Source organism: Erwinia sp. V71 (assembly GCF_965644245.1).
Taxonomy (GTDB): Bacteria; Pseudomonadota; Gammaproteobacteria; order Enterobacterales; family Enterobacteriaceae; genus Erwinia.
Window position 1 is genome coordinate 32,294 of sequence record NZ_CBFFRK010000015.1, and the last position, 19,015, is coordinate 51,308.

Consider the following 19,015-nt stretch of genomic DNA (forward strand, 5'->3'; position numbering starts at 1 on the left):
ACAGACTTCAGGAATGACAATATGAGCTCTCAAGTAATTATTTTCGATACCACTTTGCGTGATGGCGAACAAGCATTACAGGCTAGTCTGAGTGTGAAGGAAAAACTGCAAATCGCGCTGGGACTGGAGCGTATGGGCATCGATGTGATGGAAGTCGGTTTCCCGGTCTCTTCTCCGGGTGATTTCGAATCCGTCCAGACCATTGCCCGCCAGATCAAAAACAGCCGTGTGTGTGCCCTGGCGCGCTGCGTGGAGAAAGATATCGACGCTGCGTATGAAGCCCTGCGCGTGGCGGATGCTTACCGCATCCACACCTTCCTGGCGACCTCACCAATGCATATCGCCACCAAACTGCGCAGCACGTTGCCGGAAGTGATCGATCGCGCCGTGCGAATGGTGAAACGCGCACGTAACTACACCGACGACGTCGAGTTCTCCTGTGAAGATGGCGGCCGTACGCCAATCGACGATCTGTGCCGCGTCGTGGAAGCCGCGATTAACGCCGGTGCGACCACCATCAATATCCCGGACACTGTCGGCTATACCCTGCCGCACGAATACAGCAACATCATCTCCCAGCTGATTGCCCGTGTGCCGAATATCGACAAAGCGATACTGTCAGTACACACCCATGACGATTTAGGCATGGCGACCGGCAACTCCATCGCCGCGGTGATGGCAGGTGCGCGTCAGGTGGAAGGCACCCTGAACGGCCTGGGCGAACGTGCCGGTAACTGTGCGCTGGAAGAAGTGATCATGACGATCAAAACCCGCAGCCAGCTGATGAATGTACACACCAATATCAATCATCAGGAAATCTACCGCACCAGCCAGATTGTCAGCCAGATCTGCAATATGCCAATCCCGGCGAACAAAGCGGTGGTCGGTTCCGGTGCCTTTGCTCACTCCTCCGGTATTCACCAGGATGGCGTGCTGAAGAACCGCGAAAACTACGAAATCCTGACGCCAGAATCCATCGGCCTGCACAAAGTGCAGCTGAACCTGACCTCACGTTCCGGTCGTGCGGCGGTGAAACACCGTATGGAAGAGATGGGCTACAAAGAGAGCGATTACAACCTGGATACGCTGTATGACGCGTTCCTGAAACTGGCGGATAAAAAGGGCCAGGTATTCGATTACGACCTGGAAGCGCTGGCGTTTATCAACAAGCAGAACGAAGAGCCGGAGTATTTCCAGCTGAAAGCGTTCAACGTGCAGTCCGGTTCCAGCATCAGCGCCACTGCCTCTGTGCAGCTGGGTTGTGGTGAAGAAGAGAAATCCGAAGCGGCAACCGGCAACGGTCCGGTGGACGCGGTGTATCAGGCGATTAACCGTATCACCGAGTTCGATACTGAACTGGTGAACTATAAGCTGACGGCCAAAGGCCACGGCAAAGATGCACAGGGCCAGGTGGATATCGTGGTCAGTTATAACGGCCGCAAATTCCACGGCGTAGGTCTGGCGACCGATATCGTCGAGTCCTCTGCCCGTGCGATGGTGAACGCCCTGAACAATATCTGGCGTGCACGCCAGGTGGAAGAATTACAACGTAAATCTAAGCAGAAAGAGCAAAAGGAAACGGTGTGACCATGTCTAAAAGTTATCATATCGCAGTATTGCCAGGTGACGGCATCGGCCCGGAAGTGATGGCGCAGGCGACCAAAGTGCTGGACGCCATCCGTCAGCGCTTTGCGATGCGTATCACCACCAGCGAACATGACGTTGGCGGTATTGCCATTGATCGTCACGGTAAACCGCTGCCGGAAGCTACCGTCGCCGGTTGCGAGAAGGCGGACGCGGTCCTGTTTGGTTCCGTAGGTGGCCCGAAATGGGAACATCTGCCACCAGCAGAGCAGCCAGAGCGCGGCGCGCTGCTGCCACTGCGTAAACACTTCAAACTGTTCAGTAACTTACGCCCGGCCAGCCTGTATAAAGGTCTGGAAGAGTTCTGCCCGCTGCGCAGCGATATCGCCGCGAAAGGCTTCGATATTCTGTGCGTGCGTGAACTGACTGGCGGTATCTACTTCGGTCAGCCGAAAGGCCGCGAAGGCAGTGGTCACCACGAACGCGCCTTTGATACCGAGGTGTATCACCGTTTTGAGATTGAGCGTATTGCGCGTATTGCCTTTGAATCTGCACGCAAGCGTCGTCATAAAGTGACATCTGTCGACAAAGCCAACGTGCTGGCAACCTCAGTCATGTGGCGTGAAATCGTCAATGAAGTGGCGAAAGATTACCCGGATGTGCAGCTGAGCCATATGTACATCGACAACGCCACCATGCAGTTGATTAAAGATCCATCACAGTTTGACGTGCTGCTTTGCTCTAACCTGTTTGGCGACATCCTGTCTGACGAGTGCGCAATGATTACCGGCTCGATGGGCATGCTGCCTTCGGCCAGCCTGAATGAGCAGGGTTTTGGTCTGTATGAGCCAGCCGGTGGTTCTGCGCCAGATATCACGGGCAAAAACATTGCCAACCCGATTGCTCAGATCCTCTCGCTGTCGCTGCTGCTGCGTTACAGCCTTGATGCCGCCGATGCGGCGGACGCCATTGAGCGTGCGATTAACCGCGCGCTGGAAGAAGGTTACCGTACCAGCGATTTAGCCGGTAACGGACAGGCAATCAGTACCGATGAGATGGGCTCGATTATTGCCCGTTTCATCGCCGAGGAATAATAAAATAAAATGAGCAAAACATTATACCAGAAGTTATTTGATGCACATGTCGTCCGCGAAGCACCTAATGAAACACCCCTGCTGTACATTGACCGTCATTTAGTCCATGAGGTCACCTCGCCGCAGGCCTTTGATGGCCTGCGTGCGCAGGGACGGCCGGTACGCCAGCCGTCAAAGACCTTCGCAACCATGGACCACAACGTCTCGACGCAGACCAAAGATATCAATGCGTCCGGCGAAATGGCGCGTATTCAGATGCAGGAGTTGATCAAGAACTGTGCTGAGTTCGGCGTGCGCCTGTATGACCTGAATCACCCGTTTCAGGGCATCGTGCACGTCATGGGGCCTGAGCAGGGCATTACCCTGCCGGGCATGACCATCGTCTGCGGCGACTCCCATACCGCAACCCATGGTGCGTTTGGCGCACTGGCGTTTGGTATCGGCACCTCCGAAGTGGAACACGTGCTGGCGACCCAGACCCTGAAGCAGGGCCGGGCGAAAACCATGAAAATTGAAGTGGTGGGCAAGGCTGCAGCCGGGATCACCGCGAAAGATATCGTACTGGCGATTATCGGCAAAACCGGTAGCGCAGGCGGTACTGGCCATGTGGTGGAATTCTGTGGTGAAGCGATTGAAGCGCTGAGCATGGAAGGCCGTATGACCCTGTGTAATATGGCGATCGAGATGGGTGCGAAAGCAGGCCTGGTCGCGCCGGATGACACCACCTTTAACTACCTGCAGGGCCGTCAGTTTGCGCCGAAAGATCAGGCGTGGGACGAAGCCGTGGCTTACTGGCGGACTCTGAAAACCGACAGCGACGCGCATTTCGATACCGTGGTGACACTGAACGCCGCTGATATCGCGCCGCAGGTGACCTGGGGCACCAACCCGGGCCAGGTGATGGCGGTCAACGATCTGATCCCGAACCCGTCTTCGTTCAGCGATCCGGTGGAACGTGCTTCCGCGGAAAAAGCGCTGGCGTATATGGATCTGCAGCCGGGCATCAAACTGACCGACGTGCGGATTGATAAAGTGTTTATCGGTTCCTGCACCAACTCACGTATCGAAGATCTGCGCGCCGCGGCGGAAATCGCCAAAGGCCGCAAAGTGGCGGATGGCGTGCAGGCGATTGTGGTGCCGGGTTCTGGTCCGGTGAAAGCGCAGGCGGAAGCGGAAGGTCTGGATAAGATCTTCATCGAAGCGGGCTTTGAATGGCGTCTGCCAGGTTGCTCGATGTGTCTGGCAATGAATAACGACCGTCTGAATCCAGGCGAGCGTTGTGCCTCTACCAGCAACCGTAACTTCGAAGGACGTCAGGGACGCGGTGGTCGTACTCACCTGCTGAGCCCGGCGATGGCAGCGGCGGCAGCCGTTACTGGTCACTTCGCTGATATCCGCGACCTGCACTAAGGAAACCACCATGGCGAAAAAATTTACTCAACACAGCGGCATTGTGGTGCCACTGGATGCGGCGAACGTCGATACCGACGCCATCATTCCTAAACAGTTTCTGCAGAAAGTGACCCGTACCGGGTTCGGTCAGCATCTGTTTCACGACTGGCGCTTCCTGGATGATGCAGGCACACAGCCGAACCCGGAGTTCATACTGAACAAGCCGGAATATACCGGTGCCAGCATCTTACTGGCACGTGAAAACTTTGGCTGTGGTTCATCGCGCGAGCACGCGCCGTGGGCACTGACCGATTACGGTATTCAGGCGGTGATTGCACCGAGCTTTGCCGATATCTTTTATGGCAACTCGTTTAACAACCAGCTGCTGCCGGTCATCCTCACTGATGAGCAGGTCGATGAGCTGTTCCAGCTGGTTAAGGCACAGCCTGGCATCAGCTTTACCGTTGATCTGGAGAATAAAGAAGTGGTTGCCGGAGATAAGCGCTACAGCTTTGATCTGGACAGCTTCCGTCGCCACTGCATGCTGAACGGCCTCGACAGTATCGGCCTGACACTGCAGCACGACGATGCCATCAGTGACTACGAAACCAAACAGCCTGCCTTTTTAAACTGATTCACCTTGCCATTCCCCTCCCCCACGTTGTGGGGGAGGGTTAGGGAGGGGGAACACACATCACCATGCTCGCATTTCCCCCATCCCAGCCTTCCCCCATTTTATGGGGGAAGGAGCCTACAGTGAGTTACACATCCTTTACCCGCGCCGACAGCAGCAGCGCCACCACCGATAACGCTAACGCCAGCCAGTAAACCGCATAGTGTCCCCAGGTTTCAGCCAGCGCCCCCTGCAGTACCCCAGCCAGGATCACACCAGTTGAAATGCTGTTGGTAAACAGCGTGGTCGCCGCACCCGGTCGGCCAGGCATCAGATCCTGGAACCAGATCATGCCAATCCCGGCAATAATGCCGATAAACACCGCATTGAAAATCTGAATCAACAGCAGCGCGGTGCGTGACTCGAACAGCACCATGCCCAGATAAAACAGCACACCCGACAGCACCGCAAACAGCATCATTTTGCGTTTACCGGTACGTTTCACAAAGTGCCCCGCCAGCAGCATCACCGGGATTTCCAGTCCGGCCGCGCTGCCCATCAGCAACCCGGCCAGTGAATCCGGCAGCCCCAGAACGCTGCTGATATACAGCGGCATATCGATCATATAGATGGTGTTGCAGGTCCACATAATCATCGAGGCAATAAACAGCATGCGCACATCTTTATCTTTCCAGGCGCTGAGCTGCGTCACTATCACATCCGGCGACTGCACCACACGCGGCACCGAGGGCAACGCCAGCCATACCAGTAACAGGCCGGCAAAAATCAGCGTCGCCGCCACCAGATACATCACGGTAAAGCCATAGTTCAGCGCCAGCGCAAACGACAGCGGCGGGCCGATCACCCAGGCCAGCGATAACTGCGCACGCATCACCGAACTGAACATCACCACTTCGCGCGCCGAACTGTCGGCGTATTCGCGCGCCAGGGCAAAAATCTGCGGCATCGCCGCACTGGCCATCGCGGCAAAAAACACGCCGAGAGTAATCAGCGTCAGATAGTGACGGTTAAAGGCAAACAGCAGCGCGTTGAGTATCGCCATCACGCAGCAGAACATAATCAGCCTGCGCCGGTCACCCTGGCTGTCGGATCGCTTCGCCACCAGAAAACTCACCACAATACCCGCCACCGCATTCATGGTGTAAAACAGCCCGACCCAGAAAGGACGCACTTCCACTTCACGCGATAAGAACAGACTCATGGTCGGTGCCTGCAAGGCACCGGCGACACCCGCCATAAACGAGACCGCCATAAAAGCGAGATAAACGGGATTGATACGACGACGGGTGAGGAGCGATCTCATATCCTGGTCCTTGCTGGATGAAATAAATAGCCACGTAAGTAGTACAACAGAATGCCTGAATGCTAAAGCATTAATGTTGCAGGAAAGCATAACAGTCGCTGTTGCAGTATGAAGGGTATCGACCACAGAAAAAAGCCAGCAGAGTGAAATCCGCTGGCAGGTGAAAGCACCATACTCAGAATTGGAAATGTGATGGCAAAAGACCGGGTTTGGTTGCCATCGCAGAAGGAAAAGCGCATCCGGGGGATGCCTCCCGCTCTTCCATCTGCTGGTATTATCGTCATAATACAGGAAATCAAAAATTGACAGCTTTTACAGCGGAGTTCCCCTTTTATGTCTTCTCCCCGTTTGCAGCAGCAATTTATCCGTTTATGGCAGAGCTGTAACGGCCAGTCGCAGGAAACCACCCTCGATGAACTGGCGAAACTATTAAGCTGCTCGCGCCGCCATATGCGTAACCTGTTGAATGCTATGCAGACGAATGGCTGGCTGGAGTGGCAGTCAGAAGCCGGGCGCGGCAAACGGTCGCAGCTGGTGTTCCTGTATACCGGGCTGGCGCTGCAACAGCAGCGGGCGGAAGATCTGCTGGAGCAGGATCGGATCGATCAGCTGGTGCAACTGGTTGGCGATAAAAATCAGGTGCGTCAGATGATTACCGCACATCTGGGGCGCAGCTTCCGCCAGGGAAAACATATCCTGCGCGTGCTCTACTACCGTCCATTGCAGAACTTACTGCCCGGTTCCGCCCTGCGCCGCTCAGAAACTCATATCGCACGCCAGATATTCAGCAGCCTGACGCGGATAAATGAGGCAAATGGGGAACTGGAACCCGATATCGCCCATCACTGGCAGCAAATCACGCCCACCCACTGGCGGTTTTATCTGCGTCCGGCCGTGCGTTTCCACCACGGCCGCGAACTGGAGATGGACGATGTCATCAGCTCGCTGACGCGTCTGAACAGCCAGCCGCTGTACGCCCACCTGGCACGCATTGAGTCGCCAACACCGTGGGCACTGGATATCCATCTCAGCCAGCCGGACAACTGGCTGCCGTGGCTGCTCGGCAGCGTCAGCGCCATGATCCTGCCGCGTGAATGGCCGACGCTGAGTGATTTCGCCCGGCATCCGATTGGCACCGGCCCTTACTCGGTGGTACGCAATCAGCTGTCACAGCTGAAGATTCAGGCCTTTGATGACTACTTTGGTTATCGCGCGCTGATTGATGAAGTGGGCATCTGGGTCTTGCCGGAACTGAGCGATGAACTGGTCTATTCCGGCGTCAAATTGCAGGGCGGCGAGCAGGATGAAAAATCGGAAGAGAGTCGTCTGGAAGAGGGTTGCTATTTCTTACTGTTCGACCAGCGTTCAGCGCTGGGACGCAACGACGCGGTACGCCGCTGGGTCAGCGCCGTTGTGAATCCGGTGGCGCTAATCCACAGTGCAGGCGGCAATCACCAGCGTTACTGGTTCCCCGCTTATGGACTGCTACCGCGCTGGCACCATCGCCGCGATTTTGCCGCCGTGGAAAAGCCAGAGGGACTGGAAACCATCACCCTGACTGGCTACAGCGAACACAATGAACATCAGGCGATTGCCAGTGCGATGGCGCCACTGCTGGCGGCGCATGGTGTCAAGCTGGAAGTGCGTCATGTCGATTATGACAGCTGGCACCGTGGCGATGCCGAGAGTGATATCTGGCTCGGCAGCGCCAACTTTACCCTGCCGCTGGAGTTTTCCCTGTTTACCCTGCTGTATGAGATCCCGCTGATTCATCACTGCACCGATATCGACTGGGAAGCAGACGCCCAACGCTGGCGGCAACAGCAGCTGCCGCTGGCGGAGTGGAGCAAGCAACTGGTGGACAGCTACAGCCTGCATCCGCTGTGCCATCACTGGTTATTACTTGAAGGCCAGCGCAGTATGCGTGGAGTGCGCATGAATACACTGGGCTGGTTTGATTTTAAATCGGCATGGTTTGCGCCACCGGAGTCGTGACACTTTCGTTGCACAGCGGAAATCACTAGAATGAGGCGTTCTCAACGGGGTGCGAAAACCTTGTGCGGCGATGTTAAAACGCCGCGAGCAAATATTCAGCCGCAGTCGGCCAGCGCGAAGACAAAATGCAACGCATTTTGAACGCCCTTTAGGGCGGTCCGCAGCGAGTAATCCGGAGCGTACTCAGGTACGTGAGGATGTTGAGCTCTGCCCGACACAGGATGAAGACCTGCGCAGCAAGTTTTTCGCTGAGAAACACCCGTCGAACCTGATCCGGTTGATACCGGCGTAGGGATTTGAGATTACTGTCCTCAGATCCTTTGCGACTCATTTAACCCACTCTTCGGAGAGCGCAAAGTGTTAAAACAACTCCTGCCATGCCTGTTGCTGCTGGCTGTCCCGGCGTTTGCCGCCAAACCAACCCTGACCGTCTATACCTACGACTCCTTCGCCGCCGACTGGGGTCCTGGCCCGGCTGTGAAAAAAGCGTTTGAAGCTGACTGCAACTGCGAACTGAAATTTGTCGCACTGGAAGATGGCGTATCGCTGCTGAACCGCCTGCGCATGGAAGGCAAAAACAGCAAGGCCGATGTGATCCTCGGTCTCGACAACAACCTGGTGCAGGCAGCGGAAAAAACCGGCCTGTTCAGCGCCAGCAACGTGGATACCGGTAAGCTGACCATTCCTGGCGGCTGGCACAACACCACCTTCGTCCCGTACGACTACGGCTACTTCGCGTTTGTCTATGATAAAACCAAAGTGCCGAACCCGCCAAAAAGCCTGCATGAGCTGGTCGAAGGTGATAACAAACTGAAAGTGATCTACCAGGACCCGCGCACCAGTACACCTGGACTGGGTCTGCTGTTGTGGATGCAGAAAGTGTATGGCGACAAAGCACCGCAAGCCTGGCAGAAGCTGGCGGCGAAAACGGTCACCGTCACCAAAGGCTGGAGCGAAGCCTATGGCCTGTTCCTGAAAGGTGAAAGCGACATGGTACTGAGCTACACCACTTCCCCCGCCTACCACCTGATTGAAGAGAAGAAAGATCAGTACGCCGCGGCTGACTTTAGCGAAGGGCACTACCTGCAGGTGGAAGTCGCTGGCCAGCTGGCCAGCAGCAAACAGCCGGAACTGGCGCAGCGCTTTATGCAGTTTATTGTCAGCCAGCCATTCCAGCAGACCATCCCAACCGGCAATTGGATGTATCCGGTGACGGATACGCCGCTTCCTGCCGGTTTTGCCAGCCTGACCAAACCGCAGACGGCGCTGGAATTCAGTCTGCAGGACGTGGCCGATAAACGCGCGCAATGGATCAGTGCATGGCAACGCGCCGTCAGCCGTTAATTGCTGGCTGGATGATACCCGGCGGCCTGGCGGCATTGCTGCTGGTCGCCGTGGCGCTGCTGGCGTTTGCCGCCTTATGGTTCAACGCGCCAGACACCGACTGGCGCGCGTTCTGGCAGGACAGCTATCTCTGGCATATCCTCGGTTTCTCCTTCTGGCAGGCCCTGTTGTCTGCGCTGCTGTCGGTGATCCCGGCGATTCCGCTGGCGCGTGCGCTGTACCGACGCCGTTTTCCCGGACGCGACGCGCTGCTGCGTCTGTGCGCCATGACGCTGGTGCTGCCGGTACTGGTGGCCGTGTTTGGCATTCTCAGCGTCTATGGCCGGGAAGGCTGGCTGGCGCAGTTCAGCCAGTGGCTGGGCATTGACTACCGCTTCTCACCCTATGGCCTGCAGGGCATTCTGCTGGCGCATATCTTCTTTAATCTGCCGCTGGCGACACGTCTGCTGCTGCAGGTGCTGGAGCAGATCCCGGGTGAACAGCGCCAGCTGGCGGCACAGCTCGGCATGCGCGGCTGGCACCATTTTCGCCTGGTCGAGTGGCCATGGCTGCGGCGGCAACTGCTGCCCTGCGCCGCACTGATCTTTATGCTCTGTTTTGCCAGTTTTGCCACCGTGCTGGCTCTGGGCGGCGGCCCGCAAGCCACCACCGTTGAGCTGGCCATCTTTCAGGCGCTGAGTTACGACTACGATCCCGGACGCGCAGCACTGCTGGCCCTGTTGCAGATGATTTGCTGCCTGGGACTGGTGATGCTCAGCCAGCGCTTAAGCAAAGCGATTCCGGCGGGCAGCGCGGCTGTCAGCGGCTGGCGCAATCCGGAAGACAGCCTGCGCGCGCGCATAACCGATAGTTTATTAATCGTTCTGGCGCTGTTGTTATTGCTGCCGCCGCTGCTGGCGGTGATGGTTGATGGCCTGAACCAGGATCTGCCACAGGTGCTGACCCAGCCGATATTATGGCAGGCGACCGCCACCTCATTACGTATCGCCATCGGCGCGGGGCTGCTGTGTGTGGTGCTGACCACTATGCTGCTGTGGACCAGCCGTGAGCTGCGGCTGCGTCAGCGGCCACTGGCGGGTCAGGCGCTGGAACTGAGCGGCATGCTGATCCTCGCCATGCCGGGCATCGTACTGGCAACTGGCTTCTTCCTGTTGCTGAACAGCACCGTCGGCATACCGCAATCCGCTGATGGCATTGTGATTTTTACCAATGCACTGATGGCTGTCCCTTATGCGATGAAAGTGCTGGAAAACCCGATGCGCGATATCGCCGAGCGCTACAATCAGCTCTGCCTGTCACTGGATATAAAGGGCTGGAACCGCCTGAAACTGATTGAACTGAAAGCGCTGCAACGCCCGCTGGCACAAGCGCTGGCCTTCGCCTGCGTGCTGTCGATTGGCGATTTTGGCGCGGTGGCACTGTTTGGTAATGAAGATTTCCGTACCCTGCCGTTCTGGCTGTTCCAGCAGATTGGTTCCTATCGCAGCCAGCAGGGCGCGGTCACGGCGTTGCTGTTGCTGCTGCTCTGTTTCCTGTTATTTACCCTGATTGAAAAACTGCCGGGACGCCATGCTGACGCTCACTAACCTCACCTATCTCTACAACCATCTGCCGATGCGCTTCTCCGTGGCACTGCAGGCCGGTGAACGGCTGGCAATTCTCGGCCCGAGCGGCGCAGGCAAAAGTACCCTGCTGAGTCTAATCGCCGGCTTTCTGCCTGCCAGCAGCGGCAGCATTGTGCTGGATGGTGCAGACCATACGCACAGCGCGCCCGCCCAGCGCCCGGTGTCGATGCTGTTTCAGGAGAACAACCTGTTCCCGCACCTCAGCGTGGCGCAGAATATCGGCCTCGGCCTGCATCCCGGGCTGAAACTCAGCGCTGCACAGCATCAGGCGATTGAGGATATTGCCCGGCGCGTCGGGCTTAGTGACTACCTGCGCCGTCTGCCCGCTCAGCTCTCCGGCGGCCAGCGTCAGCGTGCCGCGCTGGCGCGTTGTCTGGTGCGCCAGCAACCGTTGTTGCTGCTGGATGAACCCTTCTCAGCGCTCGACCCGGCGCTGCGCAAAGAGATGCTGCAACTGGTCGATGAGGTGTGCGAAGAACGGAAAATCACGCTGCTGATGGTGTCGCACAGTCTGGAAGATGCACAGCAAATCGCGGCGCGCAGCCTGCTGATTGTTGATGGCCGGGTCTACTGGGATGGTGCTACTAATGCGCTGGTGAACGGTGAAACCCGCGCGGCGGAAGTGTTAGGCGTCACGGTGAAGTAAAGCAAGCCGCGACGGTGAAGCCTGAAGCACAGAGATAGCAGAAGACACAAAACACAGGCACAGGCACAGGCACAGGCACAGGCACAGGCACAGGCAGCGACACATAAAATCAGGGTGCAGGGAACACGGTCAGAAGAGGAAAGCGTCCCGCGCCAGGGACGGCGCGGGCCGAGCGGTCAGGGATGACGAACAGCGACTTTCCGATCTGACCGTGTTCCCTGCGCAGGCACTGAACCAACAGCGAGGCTTTTGCGCATTTAGGCCGGCCCGACAAACACCTGCCACAGCAACCGCAGATAGATCGGCATCATCGGATGGAACAGAATGGCGATAAAGCTGCCTGCCCCCACCACCAGTGCAACCGGTGCCAGCCAGCGCAGACGGCTCTGCGGCAACAGCGACGTCGCCCAGTCCTGCTGTTTACCGGCACGCATCCAGCGCCAGCACAGCCAGATCGCCAGCCATACCAGCAGCGCCACCGCCAGCAGCAGCCAGATAAACATATCGCTGCCAGCATCCTTCGGCACATCAATTGCCACACCCGCCAGAATTCCCGGCATCAGATAAGCAGGCGGCCACAACAGACAACCAATCAGGTTAGGCGGCAGAAACTTCTTTACCGGCAACTCCAGCATGCCTGCCACCATCGGAATCAGCGGACGCGTCGGCCCGACAAAACGCCCGACCAGAATCGTAAACATGCTGTGCTGATGCAGCGCGTGCTCGGTCTTATCCAGCAGCGACTTATGTTTCTGCAGGAATGACCAGCGGTGCATCGGCCCCTTAAACTGCCAGCCGATATAATAGGAGATCCAGTCACCCAGCAGGCAACCGACAATCCCCGCGCCCCAGGCCGGATAAATCCCCATCTGGCCACTACCAATCAATGCGCCAAGCGCGGCCATCAGCACCGTACCAGGCAGCAACAGCCCGACCAGCGCCAGCGATTCGAGAAACGCCACCAGCAATACCGCCAGCAGCGACCACGCCAGCGACTGCGTAATTAAATGTTCCAGCCAGGCTTCCATTGAATTTCACTTTCGGTTAACAGAATGCTGGATTGTCCTGGCAGGATTTAACAGCGTCAAGGCTTGTTTTGTATGGGAATCTTGACATTACGCCTCAGGGCGCCAGCATCACCACTTTCAGCTGGCTGGGCTGCAGACGCATCCCGGCGATATTGGTGCTGTTTTGCAGACTCACGCTGGTTAAACGCGTGGCGGGCGAACCTTTTAACAGAACGGTAAACGACGCCGTCAGATGGCGTGCGGGTCCCATTACCGTGCCGGACGCCACGCCGCCAAGCACACCGGCGTTATCGCCGCTGGTAAGCGGAATGATCGTCGCCATATTATGCGCGGGCATCCCCATAAACAGGATATTGAGCGCATTGGGGATCGCCATGGTGCCGGACGCCAGATTCGCGTAGGGCACTGGCAGCGGAAGGGGTGATGGCGTCAGGCAGACATCCGGCAGCGCCATATCCATCCCTCCCGCCTGGCAATTGGCAAACATCGCGTCCTCCTATCCCATATGGATCTGCCCGCCATCGACGCGGGTAATCGCCTGTGCACTAATCAGCGTATTCTGCCCGTGCAACTGCAGATAGCTTTCCGCCTTAATCTATAACTGCCCCACGCGCAACTGCTCCAGCTGACGGGTGCGACGGAACACGTTATGGCTGATTTGCGTCAGCGTCTGCCAGACCGATTCACAGCGTTTGCCCATCAGCGTGGCAACACTCACCCAGGCGGATAACGATGCGCCACTGTATTTCAGCGTATCAATATGACAGTCGCCCTCTTCCGCGGTAATACACAAACGCGGACTGCTGAGATGCAGCTCGCCAGCACTGGCAATCTGTAACGCGCTGTCGGTGCTCAGCAGCGCCAGCTGCTGTGGCTCGGCACGCTCCAGCACCGCCAGCAGCCAGATCTCCTGCTCTACTGCCGTCAGCAGCACCCGATCGCCGACCGCAGGCATCAGCAGACAGCTGGCGGCGCGCTGGCAATGCCAGCCACGCTGAGCACACTCAACACTGAGTGTGCCATCAGAAAACAGGTGAGTCACACGGCCGGTATTGTGCAAAACAGGCAACGGCATCGCAGGATCGGGCTGGTTAGCATTCATCACAAGGTTCCTCAGTTAACGCTGGCGCGCGCGGCTCCAGGCTTCAGCGGCCAGCAGTTCATCATCCTGACCAGGAAGTGCATCACGGCAGGTAAACTGCGCGCCTTCCTGCTGCGTCTGGTGAAAACGGGTATGGAAAAGATGGGCGTCACGGAAATCAGCGTGACGACAATCCGCAGCGGACAGGTCAGCCCATGACAGATCGCAGTCAGCAAAACAGCTGGCACGCGCACTGGCCTGCGACAACACCGCCTGCGTCAGATCACTGCCGCGCAAATCGGCAGCATCAAGGCAGGCAGCAGGAAACAGTGCCTGCGACAACAGCGCCTGCTGACAACGGGCGTCGCGCAGATCGGCGCGGGTAAACAGTGCTTGTGCAGCATTCGCCAGCCGCAGATTCGCCGCCCGCAGTGATGCACCGCTAAAGTTATATTGCGTCAGCCGGGCACCGCTAAAATCGACGGCATCCAGCTGACCGTCAGTAAACTGACAACCGTGGAAAGCCAGCTGTGTGTAATTGCAACCCTGCTGATTGCAGGCGAGAAACACCGTACGTTCAAAACGGCTGCCAGCAAATGAGGTTTGCCGCAAATCGATGCCACAAAAGGTGGTCAGCAGGCAGTGCAGCTGGTCCAGCTGCGCATCGGCCACTGGCGACTGGTAAAAGGTCACCTGCTCCAGCATTGCACCGCTAAAGCAGCTGCGGGCGAGGTTGCTGTGCAGATAGTGATTGCGCGCCTGCTGGCTGCCCGCAAACTGCGCCGCCGTCAGGTCGCAATGATGAAACAGGCTTTGCGTGATAACGGACGCGCAAACATCCACGGCCGCCATCTGGCAATGGTCAAAACGGGTATCGTGACACTGCGCCTGACTCAGTTGCGCCCCCGACAATGCACAGGCGATAAAGCACGTTTCGCGCAAATCCGCGTCACGCAAATCGGCGGCGGAAAAATCAACATGCTGCAATATCCCGCCCGAGAGATCCCGCCCGCGCAGGCTGGCACCATGCAGCGAAACCTGCTCAATGCCTTCGCCCGCGCGGATGCGCCGTTCCAGCTCTGCCGGCGTCAGGGTTTTCATGATGTGGCCTGCTGCCGTCGCGGCCACTGTTTCATGCGCCGGGTATACGCCTCCGCCAGCTGTGTTGCCGGATTCAGCGTGGACTGCGATACATCGGCGCGAAACAGATTGGCACCCGCCAGATTTGCGCCATCCAGCAGGCTTTTCTGCAACAGCGCGCCGATCAGATTGCTGTCGGCCAGTGATGCATGACGCAAATCAGTACGGATAAAAAGATTTCCCGCCAGCTGGCTGCGGCTCAGATCGGCATGCTGGCAACAGGCTTCGCTCAGATCGCAGTTCTCCAGGCACGCCTGCTGAAAACAGGCCTGTTTCAGCGCCAGCTGGCGCAGGTTGCACTGGGTCAGGCTGGCAAGGGTGAAATCGGCATGCTGACAATCGCTGCCGGCAGTGAAAGCGCAGCCCAGCAGCGTGCCCTGAGTAAAACGGCTGTGCTGCACCTGACACGCCACCAGTGCGCACCAGCTTAAGCGGGCGCAGGTGAAATCAGCATGCTGCAGCTGGCAGTGCTGCAGTACTACTTTATTCAGCGTGGCTGCGCGGAAATCGACGCGGTTCAGCTGCAATTGCGGCAGCAGCAGATTTTCCAGCGTCGCCTGCTGAAAACAGATGCGGGCGAACTGCGCATCCTGCCATGTCATATCCTGCAGACGTGCACCCGCAAAGTGGCAATCCGTAAACCGTGCCTGCCGCCAGTTGCAGGCGATAAACTGCGCCCCAGTGAAATCACAATGATCGCATTGCACAGCCGCCAGTGACGCCTGATCGAATTGCGCTGTACACAGCCGGGTATGCTGCAGCCTGGCTTGCGTCAGCAGGGTACGCGAGAAGCGGGCGCCGGAGAGATCCAAATGCGACAGATCCGCACCACTAAGATCCAGATCGCTGAAATCACGGTTGCCTGCCAGGATAACCAGCACCTGCTAACGCAGCTGCTGTGAACGGGGGAGATCCTGTGGTGCCCCCTCTTCCGGCGTGACCATCAGACGCAGCTGATGCAGTGACGCCCTGATCTCTGCCTGCTGCTGCGCCGTGAAGTTCTCACCATGACGTTGCAACAGCGCCTGCATCTGCTGTATGCCCTGCGCGGCATCACCGGATGGTGGCGGAGGCTTCAGCGGCTGCAATCGTCGTTGGGCGTCGGCCTGCCGTTGCGCCGCCTGCTGCTCCAGATGTGCGATCAATTCCGGCAGTTGTTGTGCCGACGGCATGTCAACGTCCTGCGGCGACGGGATCAGCTGATTAATCTCCCAGCCGCGCTGCGCCAGCCGTTCCCGATGCTGTTCCTGCAGCTGCTGCTGGCGTTGCGTCAGTGTGTCGTGGATGCTGCACTGAAGCTCGCCAGGCTGCGTATCCCGCCACGGACCTATCAGCGACGGCGGCAGCAAATCCTGTTCGCGCAATGCGCACAGCGCTCCCTGCTCTTTATCCAGCCGCTGTAACAGCACCTGCTGATAGTGCTGCAGCGGACGCTCTGCGCCCGCCATTTCCAGCGCGGGCATCAGCTGCAGCACATCCGCCGCATCATCCTCGCCAATCGCCATCATCCCCTGCCAGATCAGCAGCATTTGTTCACGATGGGGAAAAAACCAGACGGTGGTGGCACGCAGCGTGGCCTCTTCCAGCTGTGGCGGATGCTGGCGATTGATAAAACAGCGCGCCTGCCACGGTGGTAAACGTCCCTGCTGCTGCCGTTGCTGTGGATGCATATTGCAGATACGCCAGCGGGCCTGCACAGGCAGTGCTGCATGGTCAGGCCACCATTGATCTTCACAGGCCGCGTTAAACAACCGCCAGTCGGTGTCATCGGCAAATCCGGGATACGATTCCTGCAGCCACTGCTCATCATACTGCTGGCCGAGGCGGTGAAAACGACGGGGGTCCTGCAGATCGAGCGGGGCAAAATCGGTGGCGGGCACGGCTTCCCGGCCCTGAACCTCGGCAATATGCTGCGTCTTGCGCAGCCCGGCAATGTCAATGCTGGCACTGTCCGCCGTCTGATTCGCCGTAAACAGATAACCACTGACCAGATACTCCGCACAGGCTTTCGGTAGCGCCAGATCCAGCACGCCACCCGTGTCAGCCAGTTCACTCGCCGCCAGTTGCCACAGCTCGCACTCCGGGCGCAGCTGTGGCGTGGCACTCATATCGGTTAGCGCCAGCAACGAGATCCCCAGCTGATGACTGCCCTGCCAGCGGAATGGACGGTTTAACACCCCCAGCCGCAACGGTTTAATGATTTTCATGATGCGGCATCACATATAGAGAAACACATCGCTCATCAGCGTGCGTACCGCAGAGATATCATTGTGCAGCTCAGAAAAGCTGTACTTCACGCCACTGGTTTTCATCTCCACTCCGGTCTTCGAGATCGCCACCCCGGTGACGCTGCTGGCCACGCCTTTGATATCGTTGCTGGAGAGCGTGCTGGTGACCGTTGCCGCATTCATTTTGATATCCAGTCCGGTAATGCCGACGTTGAAACCGGTGGTGGTATAGGCGGTATTGCGCGTATTTAAGCTGCTGCTGGGCGCATCGATTTCCACTGCGGTATCACTCTGCAACGTAATTTTCCCCGGCGACGAGATGTGCAGCGTATTCTCTGCCGTGATTCGCATATCGCGCCCGGCGTGCAGGGAAAAGGATTCCTCACCTGGCGCATCATCCACAAACCAGTAGCTGGCATGATCGCTGGCGTCAGCGCAGCTGTGCGACATCAGCCCGCTGCGGCAGGCCGCTTCCGGCAACGGCCATGGCGGCATATTCTGCTGATTATAGAGACGACCGATGATCACCGGCCGATCGGGATCGCCATTGATAAAGTCCACCAGCACTTCTTCGCCAACACGCGGCACCTGAATAGTGCCATAGCGCCAGCCCGCCCAGCTGCTGGCGACCCGCACCCAGCAGGAGCTGAGATCATCGCTGGCGCCATAACGATCCCAGCGAAACTGTAACCGGACGCGGCCATATTGATCGGTCCACAGCGTTTCACCCGGCGGCCCCACCACCTCAGCGCTTTGCGGACCATGGGTTTTCGGCCACGGGGTAAGGCGTGGCGGACGCCAGTTGCTGGCAGCTGGAATCGCGCTAAAACGTACCGCCAGCTCGCCCCCCGTTCCGCTGCCGCTGGCATAAGGATTCGCACTCAGCGACCACTCAGTGCTGACCGCCAGCCAGCATGCATCCACCGGCTGGCGGAAGTCATCATCCAGGGTAAACAGACAGCCACAGGCGATCGCGCAGGAATCACTGCTGCCGCTAAGCTGCTGATGGCGCGCGGCACACTCCTGCTGACGCACCCGCGCATAGAATTCCCCCTGCTGGCGATCGGAGAAATGTCCCGGCCAGTCGAATATTTCACTGTTAACCGTGGCGCAGGACGCAGGATTTTGCCGTACCGCCAGCAGATGCGCGCGCGGCTGGCGGAAGTCGTAGTCATCGAGGCTGCACAGTGCCGGTGTGATGTGGTGGCTGAGTTGCCAGCGGGTGGTGGCTGAACGTTGCAGCAGAGGGGGCTCATGCCCCGCCAGCGCGCCGTGCGCCAGCGGAGCATCCGCCAGCATCATCGTCTGCCCGTCCACCTGATGCGTAAACCAGTAATAAATGCCTTCATGCTCCATCAGGCGGCTGATAAAGGCGAAGTCGCTCTCCTGATACTGCACGCAGTATTGCCACGGACGATAACGCCAACTGAGCTGGTTGCGGAACGCTATGCCGTGGCGACGCAACACATCGCTGAGGATTTCAGGTACGGTTTTATCCTGCCAGATACGGCAGTCACGGTTCTGTGTCAGATACCATAACGCGGGGCGAATACAGGCGGCATAGCGTGCGTAACGTTCGCCGTGTTCTTCACGGCCCAGATAACTGATTTGTGCAATAACGCCGGAAAAGTAACGTGATGGCGCGCTGGCGGGGATCACCTCAACCGTCAGGGTCTTACCCAGCAGGGGAGACAAGGCAAGCTGATGGTCAGGACTGAGTAACTCAAGGGTAAATTCATACAGAGCAGAAAGCTGTTCTGTTCCCTGTAATGTTTTAAATAACAGGCGATCATCGCCCAATGGGGTATGAACGACCACAACGCGTTCCATGCGCAATATCCTTATTGTTATCCCTGCGCCTGGCTGGCGCTTTTCCGTTTTCGGCCCGTCACCTTGCAGGCTGCCTTTAGGGTATAGCAGC

At 57.9% G+C, this 19,015-nt stretch carries 15 protein-coding genes and 1 pseudogene; 8 read left to right on the forward strand and 8 right to left on the reverse strand.

Annotation, left to right across the window (positions count from 1 at the left end; all coding sequences use genetic code 11):
* Positions 1–21: 21 nt before the first annotated feature.
* From leuA to leuD, 4 genes are read left to right on the forward strand one after another with little or no spacing between them, the layout of a single operon-like run.
* Positions 22–1,587, forward strand: a complete 1,566-nt coding sequence (gene leuA / locus ACSZO1_RS05670; protein WP_437610386.1) for a 2-isopropylmalate synthase — start codon at positions 22–24, stop codon at positions 1,585–1,587.
* A 2-nt stretch (positions 1,588–1,589) separates the two neighbouring features.
* The gene (leuB, locus tag ACSZO1_RS05675) at positions 1,590–2,678 is read left to right on the forward strand and encodes a 3-isopropylmalate dehydrogenase (RefSeq protein ID WP_437610388.1); all 1,089 of its coding nucleotides are present in this window, start codon (positions 1,590–1,592) and stop codon (positions 2,676–2,678) included.
* A 9-nt stretch (positions 2,679–2,687) separates the two neighbouring features.
* A complete protein-coding gene (gene leuC, locus ACSZO1_RS05680; RefSeq protein WP_437610390.1) occupies positions 2,688–4,088 on the forward strand; it encodes a 3-isopropylmalate dehydratase large subunit in 1,401 nt (466 codons plus the stop codon).
* Between the two features lie 10 nt (positions 4,089–4,098).
* Positions 4,099–4,704, forward strand: a complete 606-nt coding sequence (gene leuD / locus ACSZO1_RS05685) for a 3-isopropylmalate dehydratase small subunit (protein WP_437610392.1) — start codon at positions 4,099–4,101, stop codon at positions 4,702–4,704.
* A 127-nt stretch (positions 4,705–4,831) separates the two neighbouring features.
* Here leuD and ACSZO1_RS05690 read toward each other — a convergent pair whose 3' ends face one another.
* Entirely contained in the window at positions 4,832–6,007 is a 1,176-nt protein-coding gene (locus tag ACSZO1_RS05690) for an MFS transporter (RefSeq protein WP_437610394.1), read from the reverse strand.
* A gap of 333 nt (positions 6,008–6,340) precedes the next feature.
* On the opposite strand from ACSZO1_RS05690, the gene sgrR reads away from it, so the two are divergent.
* The 4 genes from sgrR to thiQ all read left to right on the forward strand — a co-directional run bounded on the left by sgrR (position 6,341) and on the right by thiQ (position 11,617).
* A complete protein-coding gene (gene sgrR / locus ACSZO1_RS05695; RefSeq protein WP_437610395.1) occupies positions 6,341–8,002 on the forward strand; it encodes an HTH-type transcriptional regulator SgrR in 1,662 nt (553 codons plus the stop codon).
* 357 nt (positions 8,003–8,359) lie between these two features.
* Positions 8,360–9,346, forward strand: coding sequence for a thiamine ABC transporter substrate binding subunit (gene thiB / locus ACSZO1_RS05700; RefSeq protein WP_437610397.1), 987 nt, complete (start codon positions 8,360–8,362; stop codon positions 9,344–9,346).
* A complete protein-coding gene (gene thiP / locus ACSZO1_RS05705) occupies positions 9,322–10,932 on the forward strand; it encodes a thiamine/thiamine pyrophosphate ABC transporter permease ThiP (protein ID WP_437610399.1) in 1,611 nt (536 codons plus the stop codon). The genes thiB and thiP overlap by 25 nt, the downstream gene beginning before the upstream one ends.
* Complete coding sequence (thiQ, locus tag ACSZO1_RS05710) at positions 10,916–11,617, forward strand: thiamine ABC transporter ATP-binding protein ThiQ (RefSeq protein WP_437610401.1); 702 nt, start codon at positions 10,916–10,918, stop codon at positions 11,615–11,617. Before thiP ends, thiQ begins: the two co-directional genes overlap by 17 nt.
* Before the next feature lie 257 nt (positions 11,618–11,874).
* On the opposite strand, the gene ACSZO1_RS05715 is transcribed toward thiQ, so the two are convergent.
* The 7 genes and pseudogenes from ACSZO1_RS05715 to ACSZO1_RS05745 form a co-directional block, all read right to left on the reverse strand.
* Entirely contained in the window at positions 11,875–12,645 is a 771-nt protein-coding gene (locus ACSZO1_RS05715) for a DedA family protein (protein ID WP_437610403.1), read from the reverse strand.
* A 94-nt stretch (positions 12,646–12,739) separates the two neighbouring features.
* The gene (locus tag ACSZO1_RS05720; RefSeq protein WP_437610405.1) at positions 12,740–13,132 is read right to left on the reverse strand and encodes a DUF4150 domain-containing protein; all 393 of its coding nucleotides are present in this window, start codon (positions 13,130–13,132) and stop codon (positions 12,740–12,742) included.
* A gap of 9 nt (positions 13,133–13,141) precedes the next feature.
* Positions 13,142–13,750 (reverse strand): annotated as a pseudogene (locus tag ACSZO1_RS05725) (DUF3540 domain-containing protein).
* Between the two features lie 12 nt (positions 13,751–13,762).
* Positions 13,763–14,827: a pentapeptide repeat-containing protein gene (locus ACSZO1_RS05730; RefSeq protein WP_437610407.1), complete on the reverse strand. Its 1,065-nt coding sequence runs from the start codon at positions 14,825–14,827 to the stop codon at positions 13,763–13,765.
* Positions 14,824–15,747 carry a pentapeptide repeat-containing protein gene (locus ACSZO1_RS05735; RefSeq protein WP_437610409.1) on the reverse strand — a complete coding sequence of 308 codons (924 nt, stop codon included), beginning with the start codon at positions 15,745–15,747 and terminating at the stop codon, positions 14,824–14,826. Before ACSZO1_RS05735 ends, ACSZO1_RS05730 begins: the two co-directional genes overlap by 4 nt.
* Before the next feature lie 3 nt (positions 15,748–15,750).
* Positions 15,751–17,073, reverse strand: a complete 1,323-nt coding sequence (locus tag ACSZO1_RS05740) for a DUF2169 domain-containing protein (protein WP_437610411.1) — start codon at positions 17,071–17,073, stop codon at positions 15,751–15,753.
* A gap of 9 nt (positions 17,074–17,082) precedes the next feature.
* Positions 17,083–18,924, reverse strand: a complete 1,842-nt coding sequence (locus ACSZO1_RS05745; protein ID WP_437610413.1) for a type VI secretion system Vgr family protein — start codon at positions 18,922–18,924, stop codon at positions 17,083–17,085.
* Between the last annotated feature and the right edge of the window lie 91 nt (positions 18,925–19,015).